Origin of the sequence: Pseudomonas sp. ANT_H12B (assembly GCF_008369325.1) — a bacterium.
Classification (GTDB): Bacteria; Pseudomonadota; Gammaproteobacteria; order Pseudomonadales; family Pseudomonadaceae; genus Aquipseudomonas.
The window spans coordinates 41,962-63,766 of the sequence record NZ_VOBI01000017.1 but is presented as its reverse complement, the minus strand read 5'-3'; the positions used below and the strand labels follow the sequence as shown (position 1 = coordinate 63,766).

General features: G+C 57.8%; 20 protein-coding genes. 16 read left to right on the top strand and 4 right to left on the bottom strand.

The genetic code is table 11. From position 1 onward, the window contains the following. Positions 1 to 105: 105 nt before the first annotated feature. A complete protein-coding gene (gene smpB / locus FQ185_RS23030) occupies positions 106 to 588 on the bottom strand; it encodes an SsrA-binding protein SmpB (protein ID WP_008149046.1) in 483 nt (160 codons plus the stop codon). A gap of 118 nt (positions 589 to 706) precedes the next feature. Between smpB and FQ185_RS23025 the strand changes: the two genes are divergently transcribed. Genes FQ185_RS23025 through FQ185_RS23015 form a run of 3 tightly spaced genes read left to right on the top strand, consistent with a single transcriptional unit; the run spans position 707 to position 2,859 of the window. Beyond that, on the top strand, positions 707 to 2,110 hold the full coding sequence (locus FQ185_RS23025) for a sodium-dependent transporter (RefSeq protein WP_149419437.1): 1,404 nt from the start codon (positions 707 to 709) through the stop codon (positions 2,108 to 2,110). A 7-nt stretch (positions 2,111 to 2,117) separates the two neighbouring features. After that, on the top strand, positions 2,118 to 2,552 hold the full coding sequence (locus FQ185_RS23020) for a type II toxin-antitoxin system RatA family toxin (RefSeq protein ID WP_149419436.1): 435 nt from the start codon (positions 2,118 to 2,120) through the stop codon (positions 2,550 to 2,552). Further along, a complete protein-coding gene (locus FQ185_RS23015) occupies positions 2,545 to 2,859 on the top strand; it encodes an RnfH family protein (protein ID WP_149419435.1) in 315 nt (104 codons plus the stop codon). The genes FQ185_RS23020 and FQ185_RS23015 overlap by 8 nt, the downstream gene beginning before the upstream one ends. A 61-nt stretch (positions 2,860 to 2,920) precedes the next feature. On the opposite strand, the gene FQ185_RS23010 is transcribed toward FQ185_RS23015, so the two are convergent. Continuing rightward, on the bottom strand, positions 2,921 to 3,448 hold the full coding sequence (locus tag FQ185_RS23010) for an outer membrane protein assembly factor BamE (RefSeq protein ID WP_149419434.1): 528 nt from the start codon (positions 3,446 to 3,448) through the stop codon (positions 2,921 to 2,923). A gap of 97 nt (positions 3,449 to 3,545) precedes the next feature. Between FQ185_RS23010 and fur the strand changes: the two genes are divergently transcribed. Continuing rightward, entirely contained in the window at positions 3,546 to 3,950 is a 405-nt protein-coding gene (gene fur, locus FQ185_RS23005) for a ferric iron uptake transcriptional regulator (RefSeq protein ID WP_003197684.1), read from the top strand. Between the two features lie 75 nt (positions 3,951 to 4,025). Here fur and recN read toward each other — a convergent pair whose 3' ends face one another. Beyond that, a complete protein-coding gene (gene recN, locus FQ185_RS23000) occupies positions 4,026 to 5,699 on the bottom strand; it encodes a DNA repair protein RecN (protein WP_149419433.1) in 1,674 nt (557 codons plus the stop codon). Between the two features lie 239 nt (positions 5,700 to 5,938). On the opposite strand from recN, the gene grpE reads away from it, so the two are divergent. The 8 genes from grpE (at position 5,939) to FQ185_RS22960 (ending at position 16,378) form a co-directional block, all read left to right on the top strand. Then, a complete protein-coding gene (grpE, locus tag FQ185_RS22995) occupies positions 5,939 to 6,505 on the top strand; it encodes a nucleotide exchange factor GrpE (protein ID WP_149419432.1) in 567 nt (188 codons plus the stop codon). Positions 6,506 to 6,607: 102 nt separating this feature from the next. Further along, positions 6,608 to 8,524, top strand: coding sequence for a molecular chaperone DnaK (gene dnaK, locus FQ185_RS22990; protein WP_149419431.1), 1,917 nt, complete (start codon positions 6,608 to 6,610; stop codon positions 8,522 to 8,524). Positions 8,525 to 8,821: 297 nt separating this feature from the next. After that, on the top strand, positions 8,822 to 9,946 hold the full coding sequence (gene dnaJ / locus FQ185_RS22985; RefSeq protein ID WP_149419430.1) for a molecular chaperone DnaJ: 1,125 nt from the start codon (positions 8,822 to 8,824) through the stop codon (positions 9,944 to 9,946). Positions 9,947 to 9,956: 10 nt separating this feature from the next. Then, positions 9,957 to 10,763 carry a 4-hydroxy-tetrahydrodipicolinate reductase gene (gene dapB / locus FQ185_RS22980; protein ID WP_149419429.1) on the top strand — a complete coding sequence of 269 codons (807 nt, stop codon included), beginning with the start codon at positions 9,957 to 9,959 and terminating at the stop codon, positions 10,761 to 10,763. Positions 10,764 to 11,021: 258 nt separating this feature from the next. Next, a complete protein-coding gene (carA, locus tag FQ185_RS22975; RefSeq protein WP_149419428.1) occupies positions 11,022 to 12,158 on the top strand; it encodes a glutamine-hydrolyzing carbamoyl-phosphate synthase small subunit in 1,137 nt (378 codons plus the stop codon). 119 nt (positions 12,159 to 12,277) lie between these two features. Further along, entirely contained in the window at positions 12,278 to 15,499 is a 3,222-nt protein-coding gene (carB, locus tag FQ185_RS22970) for a carbamoyl-phosphate synthase large subunit (protein WP_149419427.1), read from the top strand. Next, positions 15,496 to 15,972 (top strand): transcription elongation factor GreA, encoded by a 477-nt coding sequence (gene greA, locus FQ185_RS22965; protein ID WP_046045786.1) that lies wholly within the window; start codon positions 15,496 to 15,498, stop codon positions 15,970 to 15,972. The genes carB and greA overlap by 4 nt, the downstream gene beginning before the upstream one ends. Before the next feature lie 28 nt (positions 15,973 to 16,000). Continuing rightward, on the top strand, positions 16,001 to 16,378 hold the full coding sequence (locus FQ185_RS22960; RefSeq protein WP_149419426.1) for an MFS transporter: 378 nt from the start codon (positions 16,001 to 16,003) through the stop codon (positions 16,376 to 16,378). Between the two features lie 9 nt (positions 16,379 to 16,387). Here the strand turns inward: FQ185_RS22960 and FQ185_RS22955 are convergent, their stop codons facing one another. Further along, a complete protein-coding gene (locus tag FQ185_RS22955) occupies positions 16,388 to 16,696 on the bottom strand; it encodes a YhbY family RNA-binding protein (protein ID WP_008005472.1) in 309 nt (102 codons plus the stop codon). A 105-nt stretch (positions 16,697 to 16,801) separates the two neighbouring features. On the opposite strand from FQ185_RS22955, the gene rlmE reads away from it, so the two are divergent. The 4 genes from rlmE to glmM all read left to right on the top strand — a co-directional run bounded on the left by rlmE (position 16,802) and on the right by glmM (position 21,761). Next, positions 16,802 to 17,431 carry a 23S rRNA (uridine(2552)-2'-O)-methyltransferase RlmE gene (gene rlmE, locus FQ185_RS22950; protein ID WP_020299918.1) on the top strand — a complete coding sequence of 210 codons (630 nt, stop codon included), beginning with the start codon at positions 16,802 to 16,804 and terminating at the stop codon, positions 17,429 to 17,431. Positions 17,432 to 17,633: 202 nt separating this feature from the next. Beyond that, complete coding sequence (gene ftsH / locus FQ185_RS22945) at positions 17,634 to 19,547, top strand: ATP-dependent zinc metalloprotease FtsH (protein ID WP_149419425.1); 1,914 nt, start codon at positions 17,634 to 17,636, stop codon at positions 19,545 to 19,547. An 8-nt stretch (positions 19,548 to 19,555) separates the two neighbouring features. After that, positions 19,556 to 20,407: a dihydropteroate synthase gene (gene folP, locus FQ185_RS22940; RefSeq protein WP_149419424.1), complete on the top strand. Its 852-nt coding sequence runs from the start codon at positions 19,556 to 19,558 to the stop codon at positions 20,405 to 20,407. A gap of 16 nt (positions 20,408 to 20,423) precedes the next feature. Next, positions 20,424 to 21,761: a phosphoglucosamine mutase gene (gene glmM / locus FQ185_RS22935; RefSeq protein ID WP_149419423.1), complete on the top strand. Its 1,338-nt coding sequence runs from the start codon at positions 20,424 to 20,426 to the stop codon at positions 21,759 to 21,761. Positions 21,762 to 21,805: the final 44 nt, after the last annotated feature.

Genomic DNA, 21,805 nt, shown 5'->3' with positions numbered 1-21,805 from the left:
GCTCTGCGTGAGAATGCATCCCGTGACGCTCCGCGTCACAAAGCGAACGCAGAGCGTTCATTGCTGAATTTCCACGCAGAGCGTGGGAACGATCAGAGCAAGGAATTAATCTTCCTTACCCTTGTTCCGCACCGCACGCTGCAACTCACGACCGGCGTCGCGTTCGCGTTCGGTATCACGCTTGTCGTATTCCTTCTTGCCCTTGCCCAAAGCGATCTCGCACTTGACCATGTGCTTGCTCCAGTACCAGGACAGGCACACGCAGGCGTAACCTTTTTGCTGCACGGCAGTGGCCAGCTTTTCCAGCTCGCGCCGGTTGAGCAGCAATTTGCGGGTGCGGGTCGGATCAGCGATGACGTGAGTGCTGGCGGTCATCAGGGGCGTGATGTGGCTGCCGAGCAACCAGGCTTCGCCATCCTTGAGCAGCACGTAACTGTCAACCAGTTGCAGCTTGCTTGCCCGCAGACTTTTTACTTCCCAGCCGGCCAGGACCAGACCAGCCTCGAACTTATGCTCGATGAAGTAATCGTGTCGCGCCTTTTTATTTTGCGCGATGGTCCCTGTTGGGTGTTTCTTCTGTTTAGCCATAGGGGCGGCATTATAGGGAGTTGCAAGCAAGTCGGCTACGGTATCGCTACGTGCTTGAGCAGGTTGATTGAATCCCGGACAATGCGGCCTCTTTTTTGAACGCTTGGGCGTGATAACGATGTCGACAGACAAGGTTTCTGTCCACGGCAGTTGGGCTAGCCGCTGGGTCTTCATACTCGCCGCGACCGGTTCGGCCGTGGGCCTGGGTAGCATCTGGAAATTCCCGTACATGGTCGGCGTCTATGGCGGCGGCGCCTTTGTGCTGATGTTCCTGGCCTGTATCGCGCTGATCGGTGTGCCGGTCATGTTGGCGGAAACCCTTATCGGCCGACGTGCCCGGCAGAGTCCGGCCAACGCCTTGAAGGTGCTGGCGCTCGAGGCGGGGCATTCGCCGAAGTGGTCCTGGGGCGCATTCGCCGGGATGATCACGGCGTTGCTGATCCTGTCTTTCTATAGCGTCGTCGGCGGCTGGTCGCTGGATTACATCATCGACATGGGGCGCGGCGACTTCCAGGGTGTGACGGCTGATCAGGTCGGCGTGTACTTTGGCAATGTGATCGCTGATCCGTGGCGCCTGACACTTTGGCACACGATTTTTATGCTGCTGTCGGCGGTGGTGATCGCTAAAGGCGTGGTCGCCGGGCTTGAACGCAGCCTGCGGATCATGATGCCGCTGTTGTTCGTGATGGTGATCGTTCTGCTGGGCTATAGCATGACCACCGGCCACTTCATGGAAGGCGTGCATTTCATGTTCGACTTCCACCCGGAAAAAGTACTCGAAGGCTTGCTGCCCGCCATGGGGCACGCGTTTTTCTCCCTGAGCGTAGGTGTCGGTTCGATCATGATCTACGGTGCGTATCTGCCGAAGAACTCGTCGATTTCCGGCACCATTGTCGGTGTGGCGCTGCTCGATACTTTCGTTTCCCTGGTGGCCGGTCTGGCGTTGTTTCCGATTGTGTTCGCCGCAGGCCTCAACCCGAGCGAAGGCCCTGGCCTTATGTTTGTCAGCCTGCCATTTGCCTTTGGTAACGTAGCGTTCGGCCAACTGATGGGCGTAGTGTTCTTCGTACTGGTGGCGATTGCAGCCTGGAGTTCGGCCATTTCCCTGCTCGAGCCGATGGTGGCTTACCTGGTTGAGCGAACAAAAGTCAGTCGTGCCTGGGTCACCTTTTGGCTGGCATTCATTTGCTGGTTTGTCGGTCTGGGCACGGTGTTTTCCTTCAATATCTGGAAGGAGGCCAAGTTTTTCGTGAACGAAGGCGGGATGTTCCATCTCTATCAATGGGGAGCGGCCGGCGGCCTGGACTTCTTCGGCGTGATCGATTTCTTCACCTCGCGGATCATGTTGCCACTCGGTGGTTTGTGTTTCGTGGTGTTTGCAGGTTGGGTGATGGGCCGTGAAGCGGTGCGCGACGAATTGTCGATCCGCAACCCGGTATTGTTCACCCTGTCCCTGTTCTTGATGCGCTATGTGGCGCCCATCGGCATTCTCGTAGTGTTTGCCGCCCAGCTGTGGAAGTGACGCTGACATGACGACACACATTCAACGTTCGGCCCTGCTGCCGTACCCGGCACAAGCGCTGTATGACCTGGTCAACGACGTGGCGCGTTATCCTGAATTCCTGCCGTGGTGCTCGTCGGCAGAAGTCCTGGAAAGCTCTCCCGACCATATGCGCGCCAGCGTCGGCGTGGCCAAGGGTGGGCTCAGCCAGCATTTCGTGACGCGTAATACTCTGGTGCCCGGTCAATTGATCGAGATGAATCTCGAGGAAGGTCCGTTCACTCAGTTGCATGGCATCTGGGTGTTCAAGGCGTTAACCGACAAGGCCTGCAAAATCAGCCTGGACCTGTCGTTCGATTACGCCGGGCCGATCATTCGCGCGACCTTGGGGCCGTTGTTCAATCAGGCGGCCAATACGCTGGTAGATGCATTTTGCCAGCGGGCCAAGCAGATACATGGTTGAGGCCGTGATCGAGGTCGAGGTGGTGTATGCCGCCATCGATCGTCAAATGCTCCTGTCCGTGACGGTGCCGACAGGAACGACCGTGCGGGCGGTTTTGTTGGCGTCAGGTGTGGGCCAAGAGTTTCCGGAGCTGGAGCTGGCCGATTGCCCTGTCGGGATTTTCGGCAAGGTGATCGCGGATCCAGGCAGTCATCTGGTCCGAGCAGGGGATCGCATCGAGATTTACCGGCCATTGCTGGCGGATCCGAAAGAAGTCCGCCGGCTACGCGCCGCCAAGGCTGCCGAGGCGAAAGCGCGGAATCAGTGATCTGGTCAAGCGCCAGACAATAAAAAACCCGGACATACCGGGTTTTTTATTGCGTCGCAAATTATTGCGGCGAAGTTTCCAGGGGTTCTGGACTTGGGACTGGAACGGTTTCTACACCGTCTACGTCCTTCTGGATCTGATCCAGCAACGAGCCTGGCTTGACCGGTTTTTCCGGTTTCGGCTTCTCGGCGTTTTCTGCAGGCTCAGCGACTGTAGTGCCGCTGTCCTTGCCGAGAATGGCTTCGTCACGGCTCACCCCTGGCATGAAATCACCAGAGAGGCTGACAAGTTGATCATTTGGGTTGAAGATAACGCTAATGCGTTCCTGTTGGCGTTCACCGCCACCCGGTTGCAGGCTATACAGATAATCCCAGCGATCGGCATGGAACGTGTCAGTCAGCAGAGGGTTGCCCATGATAAACCGTACTTGCCGACGGGTCATTCCCGGGCGTAACTGGTCTATCATGTCCTGCGTGACGACATTGCCCTGCTGGATGTCGATTTTGTAAACCCCGGGGAATGAACAACCGGCGAGTGCGAGCAGTCCCACAAAGGTGAAACTGGTTAGCAAGAGCTTGGTGTTTTGCATCGGTGGGCGACTTCCACTATCTTGGCTGGGACAACGTAAACGCCGATCATACCCGCATTAAGAGAAGCTGCGAAGCAGCATCGCGAGAAAGCTGACCATGGTTGAAAATAGCGAACTACGAAAGGCCGGCCTCAAAGTGACCCTTCCGCGGGTCAAAATTCTGCAAATGCTCGATTCCGCCGAGCAGCGCCACATGAGTGCCGAGGATGTCTACAAGGCGCTGATGGAGGCTGGTGAGGACGTCGGTCTGGCCACGGTTTACCGTGTACTGACCCAGTTCGAGGCAGCTGGCCTTGTGGTGCGGCACAACTTCGACGGAGGCCATGCGGTCTTCGAACTGGACGACGGCAAGCATCACGACCATATGGTTAACGTTGAAACCAGTGAAGTGATCGAATTCTTCGACGAAGAAATCGAGCGCCTGCAGAAAGCAATCGTCGACAAGTATGGCTTCGAGATGGTTGATCACAATCTAGTGCTGTATGTGCGCAAGAAAAAGTAAGCATGTCGCGTGAACCTACGGTTCACGAAACGAGCGAAGGCGACCCCAGGGCCGCCTTCGTGCTTTCTGCCGGTCTTAAATTTTCGCAGTGACGACCATCTTCTTGGCGTGAGCCAGGGATTCCTTGGTGAGGTCGATGCCTCCCAACATCCTCGCCACTTCTTCGACACGATCATTCTTGCTCAGCTTGGAGACGGCGGTGTGAGTCGCATCCTCGCCGCGCACTTTGTGTACGAATAAATGCTGATGACCCTGCGCCGCCACTTGCGGCAAGTGAGTCACCGTCAAAACCTGTCCGCGTTCCCCGAGTCGGCGCAGCAACTGGCCAACGATCTCGGCGGTTGGTCCGCCGATGCCCACGTCCACTTCGTCGAACACCAGGGTCGGTACGCGCGAGGTTTGCGCGGTGATCACCTGAATCGCCAGGCTGATCCGTGACAGCTCGCCGCCCGAGGCTACTTTTGCCAGGGCTTTCAGAGGTTGCCCCGGGTTGGCGCTCACGAGCAGTTCTACTTGTTCGAGTCCATTGGGCAGCAGTTCATCGCTGCCATTGGGGCGCAGTTCAATGCTGAAGCGCCCGCCGGGCATGCCCAGTCGCTGGATTTCCTGTTCTACGGCGCAAGCCAGGCTGCTCGATGCCTGATGACGCAAATCGCTCAACTCACGGGCCTTCTCCTGATAATGACGGGCATAGGAGGCCAGTTCATCGCTCAGTCGCTCGATAGATTCGTCGTTGGCATTCAGGGTTTCAATTTCATCCAGCAAACGCTGCTGCATCTCGGCCACTTCGGTCGGCTGGATGCGATGTTTGCGCGCCATGGTGTAGATCGCATCAAGGCGTTCTTCCAGGTATTGAAGACGCGCCGGGTCAGCGTCGAAGTTATCCAGGAAGCGGTTCAGCTCACCCACGGCTTCTTCGACCTGGATCTGCGCGCTGGTCAACAGGCTGCTGGCCTCACCCAGTGCGCCGATAGAGTTGTTGACGCTCGATAGACGGTTGAGGCTGGCGGTGAGGGCGTTCAAAACATTGCCGGAATCACTCTCGCTGCATTGTTCGACTACTTGCCGACAGATGCCCAGCAGGGTTTCGGCGTTGGTGAGGTTCTTGTGTTCCTGTTCCAGCTGTCCCAGTTCGTTTTCGCCGAGGCCGAGGTTTTCCAGCTCTTCAAGTTGATAGCTGAGCAATTGATGGCGTGCGCGCTGCTCGTCGCCGGAGTTGGTAAGGCGCTCCAGTTCCTGGCGGGTCTGGCGCCAGCGTTGGGCGGCCAGGTGTACCTGGCGGGCCAGGTCCGTTGCGCCGGCATACTCGTCGAGCAGGCGGCGGTGGGTATCGGTCTTGAGCAGGGATTGGTGTTCGTGCTGGCTGTGAATGTCGATCAGCAACTCGCCCAAGGCCTTGAGATCGCCGAGGGGGCAGGGCGTGCCATTGATATAGCCGCGCGAGCGTCCTTCTGCGGTAATCACCCGGCGCAGGATGCACGGGCCATCGCTCTCCAGATCGCGCTCGGCCAGCCAGGCGCTTGCTTCGGGAATGTCGACCAGGTCGAAAGTCGCCAGGATATCGGCCTTGTCTGCGCCGGGTCGAACCACGCCGCTGTCGGCGCGATCGCCCAGGGTCAGGCCCAGGGCGTCGAGCATGATCGACTTGCCGGCGCCGGTTTCCCCTGTGATCACGCTCATCCCGCGATCAAGTTCGAGATCGAGATGTTCAACAATGGCGTAGTTATGTACGGACAGGTGCACCAGCATAAAGGCCGCTCCCAGGCTTTAGGTCTGGTTATTTATACAGTGTTTTGTTTCTGGCTGACAATGCCCTCTTTTAGCTCGATTCGCTTGATCCGACGAAATCCTTAGCGCATCGAGGAATGACAATGCAGTTGTTTTTGTAGGGTTAATGATCAAGCCCCCTTGAAGCTGAATTTTGCGGCCCCATATAGCTGGGCAGAAGCGCGAGTTGAGCTCGCGGACGATATTGAAAGGAGAAATCTATGGCTGACGAACAGACAGTGGATACGCAAAATCTAGACGCCAACCAAGGCCCCGAGGCTTCGGGTGAAGACCTGGTGGCTCGTGTACAAGTGCTCGAAGAGCAACTGGCAGGTGCGCAAGATCAGGCTTTGCGTGTTGCCGCCGATCTGCAGAACGTCCGCCGCCGCGCCGAGCAGGATGTAGAAAAGGCTCACAAATTCGCGCTGGAAAAATTCGCCGGCGACTTGCTGCCGATCATCGACAGCCTGGAGCGTGGTCTGGAGTTGTCCAATCCGGATGACGAAAGCATCCGCCCAATGCGCGAAGGCATCGAACTGACCCTGAAAATGTTCCAGGACACCCTGAAGCGTTATCAGCTGGAAGCGATCGATCCGCATGGCGAACCGTTCAACGCCGTTCATCACCAGGCGATGGCCATGCAGGAAAGCGCCGACGTCGAGCCTAATAGCGTGCTCAAGGTGTTCCAGAAGGGCTACCAGCTCAATGGTCGCCTGCTGCGCCCGGCCATGGTCGTGGTCAGCAAGGCCCCTGCACCAGTTTCGCCTTCGATTGACGAGCAGGCTTGAAATTAGCCGCAAGGCCCCCATTTAGAAGTCAAGCGTTTAAGTGCTACCGCAGTTAGCCACCACTGCTGCGGCAACCAAATCCAAAGTTTCGGGAGAGTGAACATGGGCAAAATTATCGGTATCGACCTGGGGACTACCAACTCCTGCGTCTCCGTGCTTGAAAACGGCAAAGCCAAAGTTATTGAAAACGCTGAAGGCGCGCGTACCACGCCGTCGATCGTCGCTTACGCCAGCGATGGCGAGATCCTCGTTGGCCAGTCGGCCAAGCGTCAGGCTGTGACCAATCCGCATAACACCCTGTACGCGGTGAAGCGTCTGATCGGTCGTCGCTTTGATGAAGAAGTGGTTCAGAAAGACATCCAGATGGTCCCTTACAAGATTGTCAAGGCTGATAACAACGACGCCTGGGTTGAAGTGAACGGCCAGAAAATGTCGCCGCCACAAATCTCGGCTGAAATTCTGAAAAAAATGAAGAAAACCGCCGAAGACTACCTCGGCGAGCCAGTGACTGAGGCGGTGATCACCGTTCCGGCTTACTTCAACGACAGCCAGCGTCAAGCCACCAAAGACGCCGGCCGCATCGCGGGCCTGGACGTAAAACGTATCATCAACGAACCAACCGCGGCCGCTCTGGCTTACGGTATGGACAAGGCGAAAGGCGATCACACCGTGATCGTTTACGACTTGGGCGGCGGTACTTTCGACGTTTCGGTTATCGAAATCGCTGAAGTCGATGGCGAGCACCAGTTTGAAGTGTTGGCCACCAACGGCGACACGTTCCTGGGCGGTGAAGACTTTGACATTCGTCTGATCGACTACCTCGTTGACGAATTCAAGAAAGAAAGCGGCATGAACCTTAAAGGTGACCCGCTGGCCATGCAGCGCCTGAAAGAAGCTGCCGAGAAAGCCAAGATCGAGCTGTCTTCGAGCCTGCAGACCGACGTGAACCTGCCGTACATCACGGCAGACGCCACTGGTCCTAAGCACTTGAACGTGAAAATCTCCCGCGCCAAGCTCGAAGCGCTGGTTGAAGACCTGGTTCAGCGCACCATCGAACCTTGCCGCATCGCTCTGAAAGACTCCGGTATCGACGTTGGTGCCATCAACGACGTGATCCTGGTTGGCGGTCAGACCCGTATGCCCCTGGTTCAGAAGCTGGTGACCGAGTTCTTCGGTAAAGAAGCACGTAAAGATGTGAACCCGGACGAAGCCGTTGCCATGGGTGCTGCTATCCAGGGCGCAGTATTGGCCGGTGATGTGAAAGACGTCCTGCTGCTCGACGTCAGCCCGCTGACTCTGGGTATCGAAACCATGGGCGGCGTGATGACTGCGCTGATCGAGAAAAACACCACGATTCCTACCAAGAAATCGCAAGTGTTCTCGACTGCCGACGACAACCAGGGCGCCGTGACCATTCACGTGCTGCAAGGTGAGCGTAAGCAAGCCGCACAGAACAAGTCCTTGGGCAAGTTCGACCTGGCCGAGATTCCACCAGCACCACGTGGCGTGCCACAGATTGAAGTGACCTTCGATATCGACGCCAACGGCATCCTGCACGTAGGCGCCAAAGACAAGGCTACTGGCAAGACTCAGTCGATCGTGATCAAGGCCAACTCCGGTCTGTCCGAGGAAGAGATTCAGCAGATGATTCGCGATGCTGAAGCCAACGTCGACGCAGATCGCCAGTTCGAAGAGCTGGCTACCGCTCGCAACCAGGGCGATGCGCTGGTTCACTCGACTCGCAAAATGGTCGCAGACGCTGGCGATAAAGTGACTGCTGAAGAGAAGACTGCAATCGAAGCGGCTGTTGTTGCTCTGGAAGCCGCTGTTAAAGGCGACGACAAAGCTGCAATCGAAGCCAAGGTTGAAGAACTGTCGAAAGTCTCCGCTCCAGTGGCGCAGAAGATGTACGCCGAACAGGCTCAGCCTGCTGAAGGCGCTGCACCGCAAGGCGAATCGGCTGAGAAGGCTGACGACGTTGTCGATGCCGAGTTCGAAGAAGTCAAAGACCACAAGTAAGTTGTTGGTCGCCCGGTTGACTGCCTTCAGGCGGTGACTGGTAGGATGTCGCCGCGCGGGAGCTTGCTCCCGCGTTGGCGTGTCTGGAGTTAGCGAATTTTTACAGCGTGCGACAAGGCTCGTGTGTTGGCGGTATGGCCGGGAATGCTCCTGCTTTTCGAGCCGAAAGTACCGCATCGAATCAAAGACCAGGATCGTTGAATTGACGTGAGTTGGGTCCGGGCCTGTATTGGGGCTCAACGAGTTTGGCGAAGCTCAGGAGGGGTTTGCCGAACGTCCTTAAGAGTGCAAAGACTTATGGCAAAGCGTGACTATTACGAAGTATTGGGTGTTGAGCGTGGCTCAAGCGAAACAGACCTGAAAAAGGCCTACCGTCGCCTGGCGATGAAGCACCACCCGGACCGTAATCCCGATGACAAAGCATCGGAAGACATGTTCAAAGAGGCCAACGAGGCCTACGAAGTACTGTCCGATTCCAGCAAGCGCGCGGCGTACGACCAGTACGGTCATGCCGGTGTCGACCCGAGCATGGGTGGCGGCGGTGCCGGGTTTGGCGGTCAGAACTTCTCCGATATCTTTGGCGATGTATTCAGTGACTTCTTCGGTGGCGGTCGCGGCGGTGCTCGTGGCGGCGCTCAGCGCGGTAGCGATTTGCGTTACACCCTGGAGCTGAACCTGGAAGAAGCGGTGCGCGGTACCACCGTGAATATCCGCGTTCCGACACTGGTCAATTGCAAGCCGTGCGACGGTTCGGGTGCCAAGAAAGGCTCCTCGCCGATCACTTGCCCGACGTGCGGCGGTATCGGTCAGGTGCGCATGCAGCAGGGCTTCTTCTCGGTGCAGCAGACCTGCCCGCGTTGCCATGGCCAAGGCAAGATCATTTCCGATCCGTGCGATTCCTGCCACGGCGAAGGGCGTGTCGAAGAGTACAAGACCCTGTCGGTGAAAGTGCCGGCCGGTGTCGATACCGGTGACCGCATTCGCCTGTCTGGCGAAGGCGAGGCGGGCGCCCAGGGTGGCCCGACCGGCGACCTGTACGTGGTGATCAATGTGCGTGAGCACGCGATCTTCCAGCGTGACGGCAAGCACCTGTTCTGCGAAGTGCCGATCAGCTTTGTCGATGCGGCGTTGGGCGGCGAGCTGGAGATTCCGACCCTTGATGGTCGAGTCAAACTGAAGATCCCTGAGGGGACTCAGACCGGCAAGCAGTTCCGTGTTCGTGGCAAAGGCGTTGCGCCAGTACGTGGTGGCGGCGCCGGTGATTTGATGTGCCGCGTGGCGGTCGAAACCCCGGTCAACCTGGGTCGTCGTCAGCGTGAATTGCTGGAAGAGTTCCGCAGCTCGCTGGCGGATGACAACAGCCATTCGCCGAAAACCACTGGTTGGTTCGAAGGCGTGAAGCGCTTCTTCGGCGATTTGTAAGGAGGCAGGCATGCGACGTATTGCGGTGATGGGCGCTGCCGGGCGCATGGGCAAGATTCTGGTCGAGGCGGTGCAGCAACGCGCGCCGCTGACCGGGCTGACGGCGGCCATCGTGCGCCCCGGCAGCACGCTGATTGGCGTGGATGCCGGTGAGCTGGCCTCGTTGGGGCGTATCGGCGTGACTCTGTCCGGTCACGTGGAGGCGGTGGCTGAAGAGTTTGATGTGTTGATCGACTTCACGCTCCCGGAAGTCATGCTGAAAAACCTGGCGTTCTGCCGTAAAGCGGGCAAAGCCATGGTCATCGGTACGACCGGGCTGGATGCGGCACAGAAGCAGTTGCTGGCCGAGGCGGGCAAGGATATTCCGATCGTGTTCGCGGCCAATTTCAGTGTCGGTGTGAACCTGTCGCTGAAACTGCTCGATATGGCGGCTCGTGTGCTGGGTGATGAGGCGGATATCGAAATCATCGAAGCGCATCATCGGCACAAGATCGATGCGCCTTCAGGTACGGCTCTGCGCATGGGTGAAGTGATCGCCAGTGCACTGGATCGTGATCTGCAGAAGGTGGCGGTTTATGGTCGTGAAGGCCATACCGGTGCCCGCGAGCGGGAAACCATTGGCTTCGCTACCGTTCGCGGTGGTGATGTGGTCGGCGATCATACGGTGCTGTTCGCCTGCGAAGGCGAGCGTCTGGAAATCACCCACAAGGCTTCCAGTCGCATGACCTTCGCCAAGGGTGCGGTGCGTGCCGCATTGTGGCTAGACGGCCGTGAGCCAGGTCTCTACGACATGCAAGACGTGCTCGATCTGCGTTAAGATGTGCCCGAAATCGGGTTCAAACCCAGGTTTGAGCCCGGTTTTACTCCGCCAAGCGACGTCCTGTCGCATTCTCCGGCCTTTAAGGCTCATTGGCGGTAGACCAAAAATGCCTTTTTCTGTAAGCTACAGCTTTAGTGTGTCCACTAAAAGCGCGCAGAATTATTCGGTGAAGAAGCGGGGTGACGTGTCCATACGTCACTCCGCTTTTTTACAACCTGCGATCGCCCTTTCAGGCTTTATTTACGGGAGGTCTTCTTGACTAAGCCAGCCATACTCGCCCTTGCTGATGGCAGCATTTTTCGCGGCGAAGCCATTGGAGCCGACGGTCAAACCGTTGGTGAGGTGGTGTTCAACACCGCAATGACCGGCTATCAGGAAATCCTTACCGATCCTTCCTACGCCCAACAGATTGTTACCCTGACTTACCCGCACATCGGCAACACCGGCACCACACCGGAAGACGCCGAGTCCAACCAAGTCTGGTCCGCTGGCCTGGTCATCCGTGACCTGCCGCTGGTTGCGAGCAACTGGCGTAACACGATGTCCCTGTCTGACTACCTGAAAGCCAACAACGTTGTGGCAATCGCCGGTATCGACACCCGCCGCCTGACACGCATCCTGCGTGAAAAGGGCGCGCAGAACGGCTGCATCATGGCCGGTGACAATATTTCCGAAGAAGCCGCCATTGCCGCCGCTCAGGGTTTCCCTGGCCTCAAGGGCATGGATCTGGCGAAAGTCGTCAGCACCAAAGAGAAGTACGAGTGGCGCTCGACTGTCTGGGACTTGAAAACCGACAGCCACGCGACCATCGAAGCCTCCGAACTTCCGTACCACGTGGTTGCCTACGACTACGGAGTCAAGCTGAACATCCTGCGCATGCTGGTCGAGCGCGGTTGCCGTGTGACCGTGGTGCCTGCACAGACGCCAGCTGCTGAAGCGTTGGCATTGAAGCCGGACGGCGTGTTCCTGTCCAACGGCCCTGGTGACCCGGAGCCATGCGACTACGCGATCCAGGCGATCAAGGACGTGCTGGAAACCGACATTCCGGTGTTCGGTATCTGCCTCGGTCACCAACTGCTGGCCCTGGCCGCTGGCGCCAAGACTCTGAAAATGGGTCACGGCCACCACGGCGCCAACCACCCGGTCCAGGATCTGGACAGCGGTGTGGTGATGATCACCAGCCAGAACCACGGTTTTGCGGTAGATGAAGCGACCTTGCCAGCCAACGTCCGGGCGATTCACAAATCGCTGTTCGACGGCACCCTGCAAGGCATCGAACTTGCCGACAAGAGTGCCTTCAGCTTCCAGGGACACCCTGAAGCCAGCCCTGGCCCGAACGACGTAGCACCACTGTTTGATCGCTTCATCAATGAAATGGCCAAGCGACGCTAATCGCTCGCCTTGATGTAGCAAAGCTTGAGGGCGGCCCCGACACACGGTGGCCCTCTCAGGTCTTCAAAGATTGAACAAGACGGCTTGCCGACTGACCTGCGGATTTGAGTGACAAACCCATGCCAAAACGTACAGACATTAAAAGCATCCTGATTCTCGGCGCTGGCCCGATCGTGATCGGCCAGGCCTGCGAATTCGACTACTCCGGCGCCCAGGCCTGCAAAGCCCTGCGCGAGGAGGGTTACCGCGTCATCCTGGTGAACTCCAACCCTGCGACCATCATGACCGACCCGGACATGGCCGACGCGACGTACATCGAGCCGATCAAGTGGCAGACCGTTGCCAAGATCATCGAGAAAGAGCGCCCGGACGCGCTGTTGCCAACCATGGGTGGCCAGACCGCTCTGAACTGCGCACTGGACCTGGAGCGCGAAGGCGTTCTGGAGAAGTTTGGCGTAGAGATGATCGGCGCCAACGCTGACACCATCGACAAGGCTGAAGACCGTTCGCGCTTCGACAAGGCAATGAAATCCATCGGCCTGGACTGCCCGCGCTCGGGTATCGCCCACAGCATGGAAGAGGCCAACGTGGTTCTCGAGAAGCTTGGCTTCCCGTGCATCATCCGTCCGTCCTTCACCATGGGCGGCACCGGTGGCGGTATCGCTTACAACCGTGAAGAGTTCGAAGAAATCTGCGCCCGCGGTCTCGACCTGTCGCCGACCAAAGAGCTGCTGATCGACGAATCCCTGATCGGCTGGAAAGAATACGAAATGGAGGTTGTCCGCGATAAGAAGGACAACTGCATCATCGTCTGCTCGATCGAAAACTTTGACCCGATGGGCGTGCATACCGGTGACTCGATCACCGTGGCTCCGGCACAAACCCTGACGGACAAGGAATACCAGATCATGCGTAACGCCTCGTTGGCGGTACTGCGTGAAATCGGCGTGGAAACCGGCGGCTCCAACGTCCAGTTCGGCATCTGCCCCGACACTGGCCGTATGGTCGTGATCGAGATGAACCCGCGTGTATCCCGCTCTTCGGCCCTGGCCTCGAAAGCCACTGGTTTCCCGATCGCGCGTATCGCTGCCAAGCTGGCGATCGGCTACACCCTGGACGAGTTGCAGAACGAAATCACCGGCGGCGCTACTCCTGCGTCCTTTGAACCGTCGATCGACTACGTCGTCACCAAGCTGCCACGCTTCGCCTTCGAAAAATTCCCGAAAGCCGATGCGCGCCTGACCACTCAAATGAAGTCGGTCGGTGAAGTCATGGCCATCGGTCGGACCTTCCAGGAATCCCTGCAGAAAGCCCTGCGCGGTCTGGAAGTGGGCGTTTGCGGCCTGGACGAGAAGCTCGACCTGAGCAATCCGGAAAGCATGAGCATCCTCAAGCGCGAACTGACCGTGCCGGGTGCCGAGCGCATCTGGTACGTGGCTGATGCCTTTCGCGCCGGCCTGTCGGTCGAAGACATCTTCGGCATGAACATGATCGATCCGTGGTTCCTGGTGCAGATCGAAGATCTGATCAAGGAAGAAGAGAAGGTCAAGACCCTGGGTCTGGCCAGCATCGACCGCGACATGATGTTCAAGCTCAAGCGCAAGGGCTTCTCCGACATGCGTCTGGCCAAGCTGCTGGGTGTGACCGAGAAAAACCTGCGTCGCCATCGTCACAAGCTCGAGGTGTTCCCGGTCTACAAGCGCGTTGATACATGCGCGGCCGAGTTCGCCACCGACACCGCCTACATGTACTCGACTTACGAGGAAGAGTGCGAAGCCGCGCCTTCGGGCCGCGACAAGATCATGATCCTCGGCGGCGGTCCTAACCGTATCGGCCAAGGCATCGAGTTCGACTACTGCTGCGTTCATGCGGCACTGGCGCTGCGCGAAGACGGATACGAGACCATCATGGTCAACTGCAACCCGGAAACCGTATCCACCGACTACGACACCTCTGATCGCCTGTACTTCGAGCCAGTGACCCTGGAAGACGTGCTGGAAATCTGCCGCGTCGAGAAGCCAAAAGGTGTGATTGTCCAGTACGGCGGCCAAACCCCTCTGAAACTGGCTCGCGCCCTGGAAGAAGCTGGCGTGCCGATCATCGGCACCAGCCCTGACGCCATCGACCGTGCCGAAGACCGTGAGCGCTTCCAGCAAATGGTTGAGCGCCTGAACCTGCGTCAGCCGCCGAACGCCACCGTGCGCAGCGAAGACGAAGCGATTCGTGCTGCAAGCAAGATCGGTTACCCGCTGGTGGTTCGTCCGTCCTACGTACTGGGCGGCCGCGCGATGGAAATCGTCTACGAAGAAGAAGAACTCAAGCGCTACCTGCGTGACGCGGTGAAAGTGTCCAACGACAGCCCGGTGCTGCTCGACCACTTCCTCAACTGCGCCATCGAAATGGACGTGGATGCAGTTTGCGACGGCACCGACGTGGTGATCGGCGCGATCATGCAGCACATCGAGCAGGCCGGCGTTCACTCTGGTGACTCCGCGTGCTCCCTGCCGCCGTACTCGCTGCCTGGGCACATCCAGGACGAGATGCGCGAACAGGTCAAGAAAATGGCCCTGGAGCTGGGCGTTGTCGGCCTGATGAACGTGCAATTGGCGCTGCAAGGCGAAGACATCTACGTCATCGAAGTCAACCCGCGCGCTTCCCGTACCGTACCGTTCGTGTCCAAGTGCATCGGTGTTTCCCTGGCCATGATCGCGGCTCGCGTGATGGCCGGTAAAACCTTGAAGGAAATTGGCTTCACCAAAGAAATCATTCCGAACTTCTATAGTGTGAAAGAGGCGGTGTTCCCATTCGCCAAATTCCCTGGAGTGGACCCGATCCTGGGTCCAGAGATGAAGTCCACCGGTGAAGTGATGGGCGTGGGCGACACCTTCGGCGAAGCGTTCGCCAAGGCCCAAATGGGCGCCAGCGAAGTGCTGCCGACCGGCGGTACCGCATTCATCAGCGTGCGTGATGACGACAAGCCACTGGTTGCAGGCGTGGCCCGTGATCTGATCAACTTGGGCTTCGAAGTGGTCGCCACTGCCGGTACTGCCAAGCTGATCGAAGCCGCGGGCCTGAAAGTGCGTCGTGTGAACAAGGTGACTGAAGGTCGTCCGCACGTGGTCGACATGATCAAGAATGACGAAGTCACCCTGATCATCAACACCACCGAAGGTCGTCAGTCGATCGCTGACTCCTATTCCATTCGTCGTAATGCCTTGCAGCACAAGATCTACTGCACCACTACCATTGCTGCTGGCGAAGCCATCTGCGAAGCGCTGAAGTTCGGCCCCGAGAAGACCGTGCGCCGCTTGCAGGACCTACACGCAGGATTGAAGGCATGATCAAGTACCCAATGACCGTCAAGGGCGCGAAAGCCCTGGAAGAAGAACACGCTCACCTGACCAAGGTCGTCCGCCCGAAGCTCAGCCAGGACATCGGCACGGCCCGCGAGTTGGGTGACCTGAAGGAAAACGCCGAATACCATGCTGCTCGCGAGCAGCAAGGTATGGTCGAGGCGCGGATCCGCGACATCGAAGGCCGCATGCAAAACGCGGTGATCATTGATGTCACGACCATTCCTCACACCGGCAAAGTGATCTTCGGCACCACCGTTGAAATCGCCAACGTCGAAACCGATGAAAGCGTCACTTACCACATCGTTGGTGAGGATGAGGCTGACTTCAAACTCGGCAAGATTTCGGTCGGCTCACCACTGGCCCGCGCCTTGATCGCCAAGGAAGAGGGTGACGTGGTTGCCGTGAAAACGCCCGGTGGCGTTATCGAGTACGAGATTGTCGAAGTTCGCCACATCTAAACGCAGGCGCCCGCTACGTGCGGGCGCCATGCTTTGGCAGCTGACTCTGATATTGTGGGTTGGCGGCCTGTGGCTGCTACACATTGGTCTGCTGCCGGTGCTGATCGACGAAATTGCAGGCATGCTGGATGCGCTGATGGTGGTATTTGCCGCAGCGTGTGTGATTTTTCAGGCTTTGGTGCTGGTTCAGGCCGAGGGCCTCGCCAGTCTATGGCGCGATATTCGTGGGCAACTGCTAATGATGGCGCTGTATGCGTGTGCGATGTTTTTCGCCGTGCGCTTCGGTTGGCCGGATGCAGTGCGTTGGCAGGTGTTCAGTTACCTGATTCTGGGGTTTTCCGGGCTGGTGCTGGTGTTGCAGCCGGTGCCTGGATGGAGCGGCAGGGTGCGCGAAGCACACCCTTGACCCTTGCCATCACTTGAAGCGATGAACGTTCGACAGCTGCTTGTTGACGCTGAAGTTCTTGCGGTAAATCAGTGCCATCTTGCCGATGACCTGAACAAGGTCCGCTTTGCCGACCTTGCACAGTTCTGCAATGTTCGCCAGGCGTGACTCGCGATCGAGGATGTTGAGCTTGATTTTAATTAGCTCGTGATCCGCCAAAGCGCGTTCAAGTTCGGCTAACACACCTTCAGTCAAACCGTTGTCAGCCACAGTCAAAACTGGTTTCAGATGGTGGCCAATGGATTTGTACTGTTTCTTCTGCTCTTGAGTGAGCGGCATAATCTGACCCCTGCGTCTGATCTTGTAAAAAGCGGCGGCCAGTTTACCCGAGCGAGTCCGGGACCGCCCAGTTAATCACGACCCGTTTTATTTTCGAGGTGGCCTGTGGCCCGTTCCAAGACAAGCCTTAAGTGGCTGCAAAGACATGTCAATGATCCCTATGTGAAGCAGGCGCAGAAGGATGGTTACCGCTCGCGTGCGAGTTACAAGCTTCTGGAGGTCCAGGAGAAATACAAACTGATCCGTCCAGGTATGAGTGTTGTCGACCTGGGAGCGGCGCCCGGCGGCTGGTCGCAGGTCACTAGTCGGCTGATCGGTGGTCAGGGGCGTCTGATCGCCTCGGACATCCTGGAAATGGACAGCATTCCGGACGTGACTTTCATCCAGGGGGACTTCACCCGGGACGACGTGCTCGCTCAGATCCTTGAAGCCGTTGGTAATTCGCAGGTGGACCTTGTGATTTCCGATATGGCCCCCAATATGAGTGGTACGCCTGAGGTGGACATGCCGAAAGCCATGTTTCTATGTGAGCTGGCTCTTGATCTGGCGGCTCGGATACTCAAGCCGGGTGGTAATTTCGTGATCAAGGTGTTTCAGGGCGAAGGGTTTGATGCTTACGTGAAGGACGCTCGTCAGAAATTCGACAAGGTCCAGATGATCAAGCCGGACTCTTCCCGTGGCAGTTCCCGCGAGCAATACATGCTGGCTTGGGGCTACCGCGGCCGTAGTGAGTAAATCGAGGTTTTTTAGCGGGTCGATAGGATTTTCGTATTTCGCCCCGTGAGCATTAGCGAATATTGTGTAGAAAGTGTTTCACAAAGGGTTACAGACGGCGCCTGCCAGAGCCGTAGGTAATGTAGTAAGTTAGGCCGGTGAATATCATGCGAAGCGCGCGCCAGTAGCGGAGCTTGCTTCAGAGGGTAGTTAATTGAACGATATGGCAAAGAATCTGATCCTGTGGTTGATCATCGCGGCTGTCCTTGTGACGGTGATGAACAACTTCTCCAGCCCTAACGAGCCGCAGACCCTCAACTATTCCGACTTCATCCAGCAGGTCAAGGATGGGAAGGTCGAGCGCGTAGCCGTGGATGGCTATGTGATTACCGGCAAGCGCAACGATGGCGACAGCTTCAAGACCATTCGTCCGGCAATCCAGGACAATGGCCTGATCGGCGATCTCGTGGACAACCACGTCGTGGTCGAAGGCAAGCAGCCTGAGCAGCAAAGCATCTGGACTCAACTCCTGGTCGCAAGCTTCCCGATCCTGGTGATCATCGCCGTTTTCATGTTCTTCATGCGCCAGATGCAGGGCGGTGCGGGCGGCAAGGGCGGACCGATGAGCTTCGGCAAGAGCAAGGCGCGCCTGCTCTCCGAAGATCAGGTAAAAACAACCTTGGGTGACGTTGCCGGTTGCGACGAAGCCAAGGAAGAAGTCGGCGAGTTGGTCGAGTTCCTGCGCGATCCGGGCAAGTTCCAGCGTCTGGGTGGCCGTATTCCTCGCGGCGTGCTGATGGTCGGTCCTCCGGGTACCGGTAAGACCTTGCTCGCCAAGGCAATTGCCGGCGAAGCCAAGGTGCCGTTCTTCACCATTTCCGGCTCCGACTTCGTTGAAATGTTTGTGGGTGTCGGTGCAAGCCGTGTTCGCGACATGTTCGAACAAGCCAAGAAGCACGCGCCGTGCATCATCTTCATCGATGAAATCGACGCCGTCGGTCGCCACCGTGGCGCCGGCATGGGCGGCGGTCATGACGAGCGCGAACAGACTCTCAACCAGTTGCTGGTAGAGATGGATGGCTTTGAAATGAACGACGGTATCATCGTGATCGCTGCGACCAACCGTCCGGACGTACTGGACCCTGCGTTGCTGCGTCCGGGCCGTTTCGACCGTCAGGTTGTCGTCGGCTTGCCGGACATCCGTGGTCGTGAGCAGATTCTCAAGGTTCACATGCGCAAAGTGCCAATGGGTGACGACGTCGCTCCAGCGGTGATTGCTCGTGGTACCCCTGGCTTCTCCGGCGCCGACCTCGCCAACCTGGTGAACGAAGCCTCGTTGTTCGCTGCTCGTACCGGCAAGCGCATCGTCGAGATGAAAGAATTCGAGCTGGCCAAAGACAAGATCATGATGGGCGCTGAGCGCAAATCGATGGTCATGTCCGAGAAAGAGAAGCAGAACACCGCTTATCACGAGGCTGGCCACGCTATCGTCGGTCGTGTCGTGCCTGAGCATGACCCGGTCTACAAGGTCTCCATCATTCCGCGCGGTCGTGCGCTGGGTGTGACCATGTTCCTGCCGGAAGAAGATCGCTACAGCCTGTCCAAGCGTGCATTGATCAGCCAGATCTGCTCGTTGTACGGCGGCCGTATTGCTGAAGAGATGACCTTGGGCTTCGACGGCGTCACCACCGGTGCGTCAAACGACATCATGCGTGCCAGCCAGATTGCACGGAACATGGTGACCAAGTGGGGCCTGTCGGAAAAACTCGGTCCGTTGATGTACGCCGAAGAAGAGGGTGAAGTGTTCCTTGGTCGCGGCGGTGGTGGGCAAGGTGCAAGTTTCTCCGGTGAGACAGCCAAGCTGATCGACTCCGAAGTGCGCAGCATCATTGATCAGTGCTATGGCACGGCGAAGCAGATCCTCACGGATAACCGCGACAAGCTCGACGCAATGGCTGATGCCTTGATGAAGTACGAAACGATCGATGCTGAACAGATCGACGACATCATGGCGGGTCGTACGCCTCGCGAGCCTCGCGACTGGTCAGGAGACGGCACCGGTACTTCCGGAACACCTCCGAAGGTGCAGGATGAGCGTCCGGAAACACCTATCGGCGGTCCAGCTGCTGACGTTTAAGGTTTGAAATGACTTTTGTTCAGTCCTCAACCCGGTTGCCTTGTAGCAGCCGGGTTCTTGATTTGGCCCAGACGCATGTCATGGGTATTCTCAATGTCACTCCTGATTCATTCTCTGACGGCGGCCAATACAGCCAGCTAGATGCGGCCTTGCGCCATGCTGAGGCTATGGTGGCGGCTGGCGCGACGCTGATCGATGTCGGTGGTGAGTCGACCCGGCCTGGCGCCAGGGCGGTTTCCCCGTTGGAAGAGCTGGAGCGCGTAGCACCCATCGTCGAACGAATTCATCGCGAACTGGACGTGATTATCTCGGTTGATACCTCCACGCCAGCCGTCATGCGTGAAACCGCTCGGCTTGGGGCAGGGTTGATCAATGATGTGCGTTCGCTTCGCCGCGATGGCGCCCTGGATGCAGCCGCGGCCACTGGTCTGCCGGTCTGTCTGATGCATATGCTCGGTGAGCCGGGCGATATGCAGGACAATCCCCAGTATCAGGACGTTACGAGGGAAGTGGGTGAGTTTCTGGTCGAGCGCATGGCTGCTTGTGCTTCGGTAGGGATTCCGGTTGAGCGGATCATTCTTGATCCGGGCTTCGGCTTCGCCAAAACCTTGCAGCACAATCTAAGCTTGTTCAAGCATATGGAAGCCTTGCATGCCTTGGGGCGGCCCCTGTTGGTTGGGGTTTCGCGAAAGAGCATGATCGGTCAGGCATTGAATCGCCCGGTCGGAGAGCGCCTGTATGGCGGTCTGGCGCTCGCTGCGCTGGCTTCGCTCAAGGGGGCGCGTATATTGCGCGTCCATGATGTAGCGGAAACAGTGGACGTGATGCGGATGATCGCCGCAGTGGAATCAGCCGAATAAGAATGATGGAGCACTTATGACTAAGAAATACTTTGGCACTGACGGCATTCGTGGTCGGGTCGGTGAATACCCGATTACTCCTGACTTCATGCTCAAGCTCGGTTGGGCTGCGGGCATGGCATTCCGCAAAATGGGCGCCTGCAAGGTATTGGTAGGCAAGGACACCCGGATTTCCGGCTACATGTTCGAATCGGCGCTCGAGGCCGGGTTGACGTCGGCAGGGGCTGACGTAATGCTCCTGGGCCCGATGCCGACGCCGGCAATTGCGTACCTGACCCGTACCTTTCATGCCGAAGCCGGCATTGTGATCAGTGCCTCGCACAATCCTCACGATGACAACGGCATCAAGTTTTTCTCCGGAAAGGGCACCAAGCTTCCGGATGAAGTCGAGCACATGATCGAAGAGTTGCTCGACACCCCGATGACGGTGGTCGAGTCGAGCAAGATCGGCAAGGTATCGCGGATCAACGACGCCTCGGGTCGTTACATTGAGTTCTGCAAGAGCAGCGTTCCGACCGGCACCAGCTTCGCGGGCCTGAAGATCGTGATCGACTGCGCTCACGGTGCGACCTACAAGGTGGCGCCTAGCGTGTTCCGTGAACTGGGTGCTGAAGTTGTCGTTCTGTCGGCGCAACCAAACGGTCTGAACATCAATGACAATTGCGGTTCGACCCATATGGGCCAGCTTCAGGCGGCCGTACTGGCCGAGCACGCTGATCTGGGTATTGCGTTTGACGGTGATGGTGATCGGGTCCTGATGGTCGATCACACCGGCGTTATTGTCGACGGTGACGAATTGCTGTTCATCATTGCACGCGATCTGCATGAGCGTGGCAAATTGCAGGGCGGTGTAGTCGGCACATTGATGAGTAACCTGGGGCTGGAACTGGCCCTGGCTGATCTATCGATTCCTTTTGTGCGCGCCAACGTTGGCGACCGTTATGTCATTGCTGACCTGCTGGAGCGTAATTGGCTGTTGGGTGGCGAGAACTCCGGGCACATCGTCTGCTTCAATCACACCACCACCGGTGATGCGATTATTGCGGCGCTGCAAGTGCTGATGGCGCTGAAGACGCGTTCTGAAGGGCTGGCTCAGTCCCGTCAGGCACTGCGAAAGTGCCCCCAGGTATTGATCAATGTGCGTTTTGGCGGTGGTGCAAGCCCCCTCGATCATCCGTCGGTCAAAGAGGCCGGCGAGCGCGTTACCCAGGCTATGGCAGGTCGTGGACGCGTGCTGTTGCGCAAGTCGGGGACGGAGCCATTGGTGCGCGTGATGGTCGAAGGCGAGGACGAAACACAGGTCCGCGGCTACGCCGAAGAGCTGGCGAAACTGGTTACTGAAGTTTCTGCCTGATTTCGGCTTGCCAGCCTTGATTGTGTTGGGTAACATCTGCGCCC

What these genes read in the sequence shown, in the direction of transcription:
- smpB (WP_008149046.1), bottom strand. Translation starts at nt 588, where the DNA reads ATGGCTAAACAGAAGAAACACCCAACAGGGACCATCGCGCAAAATAAA.
- FQ185_RS23025 (WP_149419437.1), top strand. Translation starts at nt 707, where the DNA reads ATGTCGACAGACAAGGTTTCTGTCCACGGCAGTTGGGCTAGCCGCTGG.
- FQ185_RS23020 (WP_149419436.1), top strand. Translation starts at nt 2,118, where the DNA reads ATGACGACACACATTCAACGTTCGGCCCTGCTGCCGTACCCGGCACAA.
- FQ185_RS23015 (WP_149419435.1), top strand. Translation starts at nt 2,545, where the DNA reads ATGGTTGAGGCCGTGATCGAGGTCGAGGTGGTGTATGCCGCCATCGAT.
- FQ185_RS23010 (WP_149419434.1), bottom strand. Translation starts at nt 3,448, where the DNA reads ATGCAAAACACCAAGCTCTTGCTAACCAGTTTCACCTTTGTGGGACTG.
- fur (WP_003197684.1), top strand. Translation starts at nt 3,546, where the DNA reads ATGGTTGAAAATAGCGAACTACGAAAGGCCGGCCTCAAAGTGACCCTT.
- recN (WP_149419433.1), bottom strand. Translation starts at nt 5,699, where the DNA reads ATGCTGGTGCACCTGTCCGTACATAACTACGCCATTGTTGAACATCTC.
- grpE (WP_149419432.1), top strand. Translation starts at nt 5,939, where the DNA reads ATGGCTGACGAACAGACAGTGGATACGCAAAATCTAGACGCCAACCAA.
- dnaK (WP_149419431.1), top strand. Translation starts at nt 6,608, where the DNA reads ATGGGCAAAATTATCGGTATCGACCTGGGGACTACCAACTCCTGCGTC.
- dnaJ (WP_149419430.1), top strand. Translation starts at nt 8,822, where the DNA reads ATGGCAAAGCGTGACTATTACGAAGTATTGGGTGTTGAGCGTGGCTCA.
- dapB (WP_149419429.1), top strand. Translation starts at nt 9,957, where the DNA reads ATGCGACGTATTGCGGTGATGGGCGCTGCCGGGCGCATGGGCAAGATT.
- carB (WP_149419427.1), top strand. Translation starts at nt 12,278, where the DNA reads ATGCCAAAACGTACAGACATTAAAAGCATCCTGATTCTCGGCGCTGGC.
- greA (WP_046045786.1), top strand. Translation starts at nt 15,496, where the DNA reads ATGATCAAGTACCCAATGACCGTCAAGGGCGCGAAAGCCCTGGAAGAA.
- FQ185_RS22960 (WP_149419426.1), top strand. Translation starts at nt 16,001, where the DNA reads ATGCTTTGGCAGCTGACTCTGATATTGTGGGTTGGCGGCCTGTGGCTG.
- FQ185_RS22955 (WP_008005472.1), bottom strand. Translation starts at nt 16,696, where the DNA reads ATGCCGCTCACTCAAGAGCAGAAGAAACAGTACAAATCCATTGGCCAC.
- ftsH (WP_149419425.1), top strand. Translation starts at nt 17,634, where the DNA reads ATGGCAAAGAATCTGATCCTGTGGTTGATCATCGCGGCTGTCCTTGTG.
- folP (WP_149419424.1), top strand. Translation starts at nt 19,556, where the DNA reads ATGACTTTTGTTCAGTCCTCAACCCGGTTGCCTTGTAGCAGCCGGGTT.
- glmM (WP_149419423.1), top strand. Translation starts at nt 20,424, where the DNA reads ATGACTAAGAAATACTTTGGCACTGACGGCATTCGTGGTCGGGTCGGT.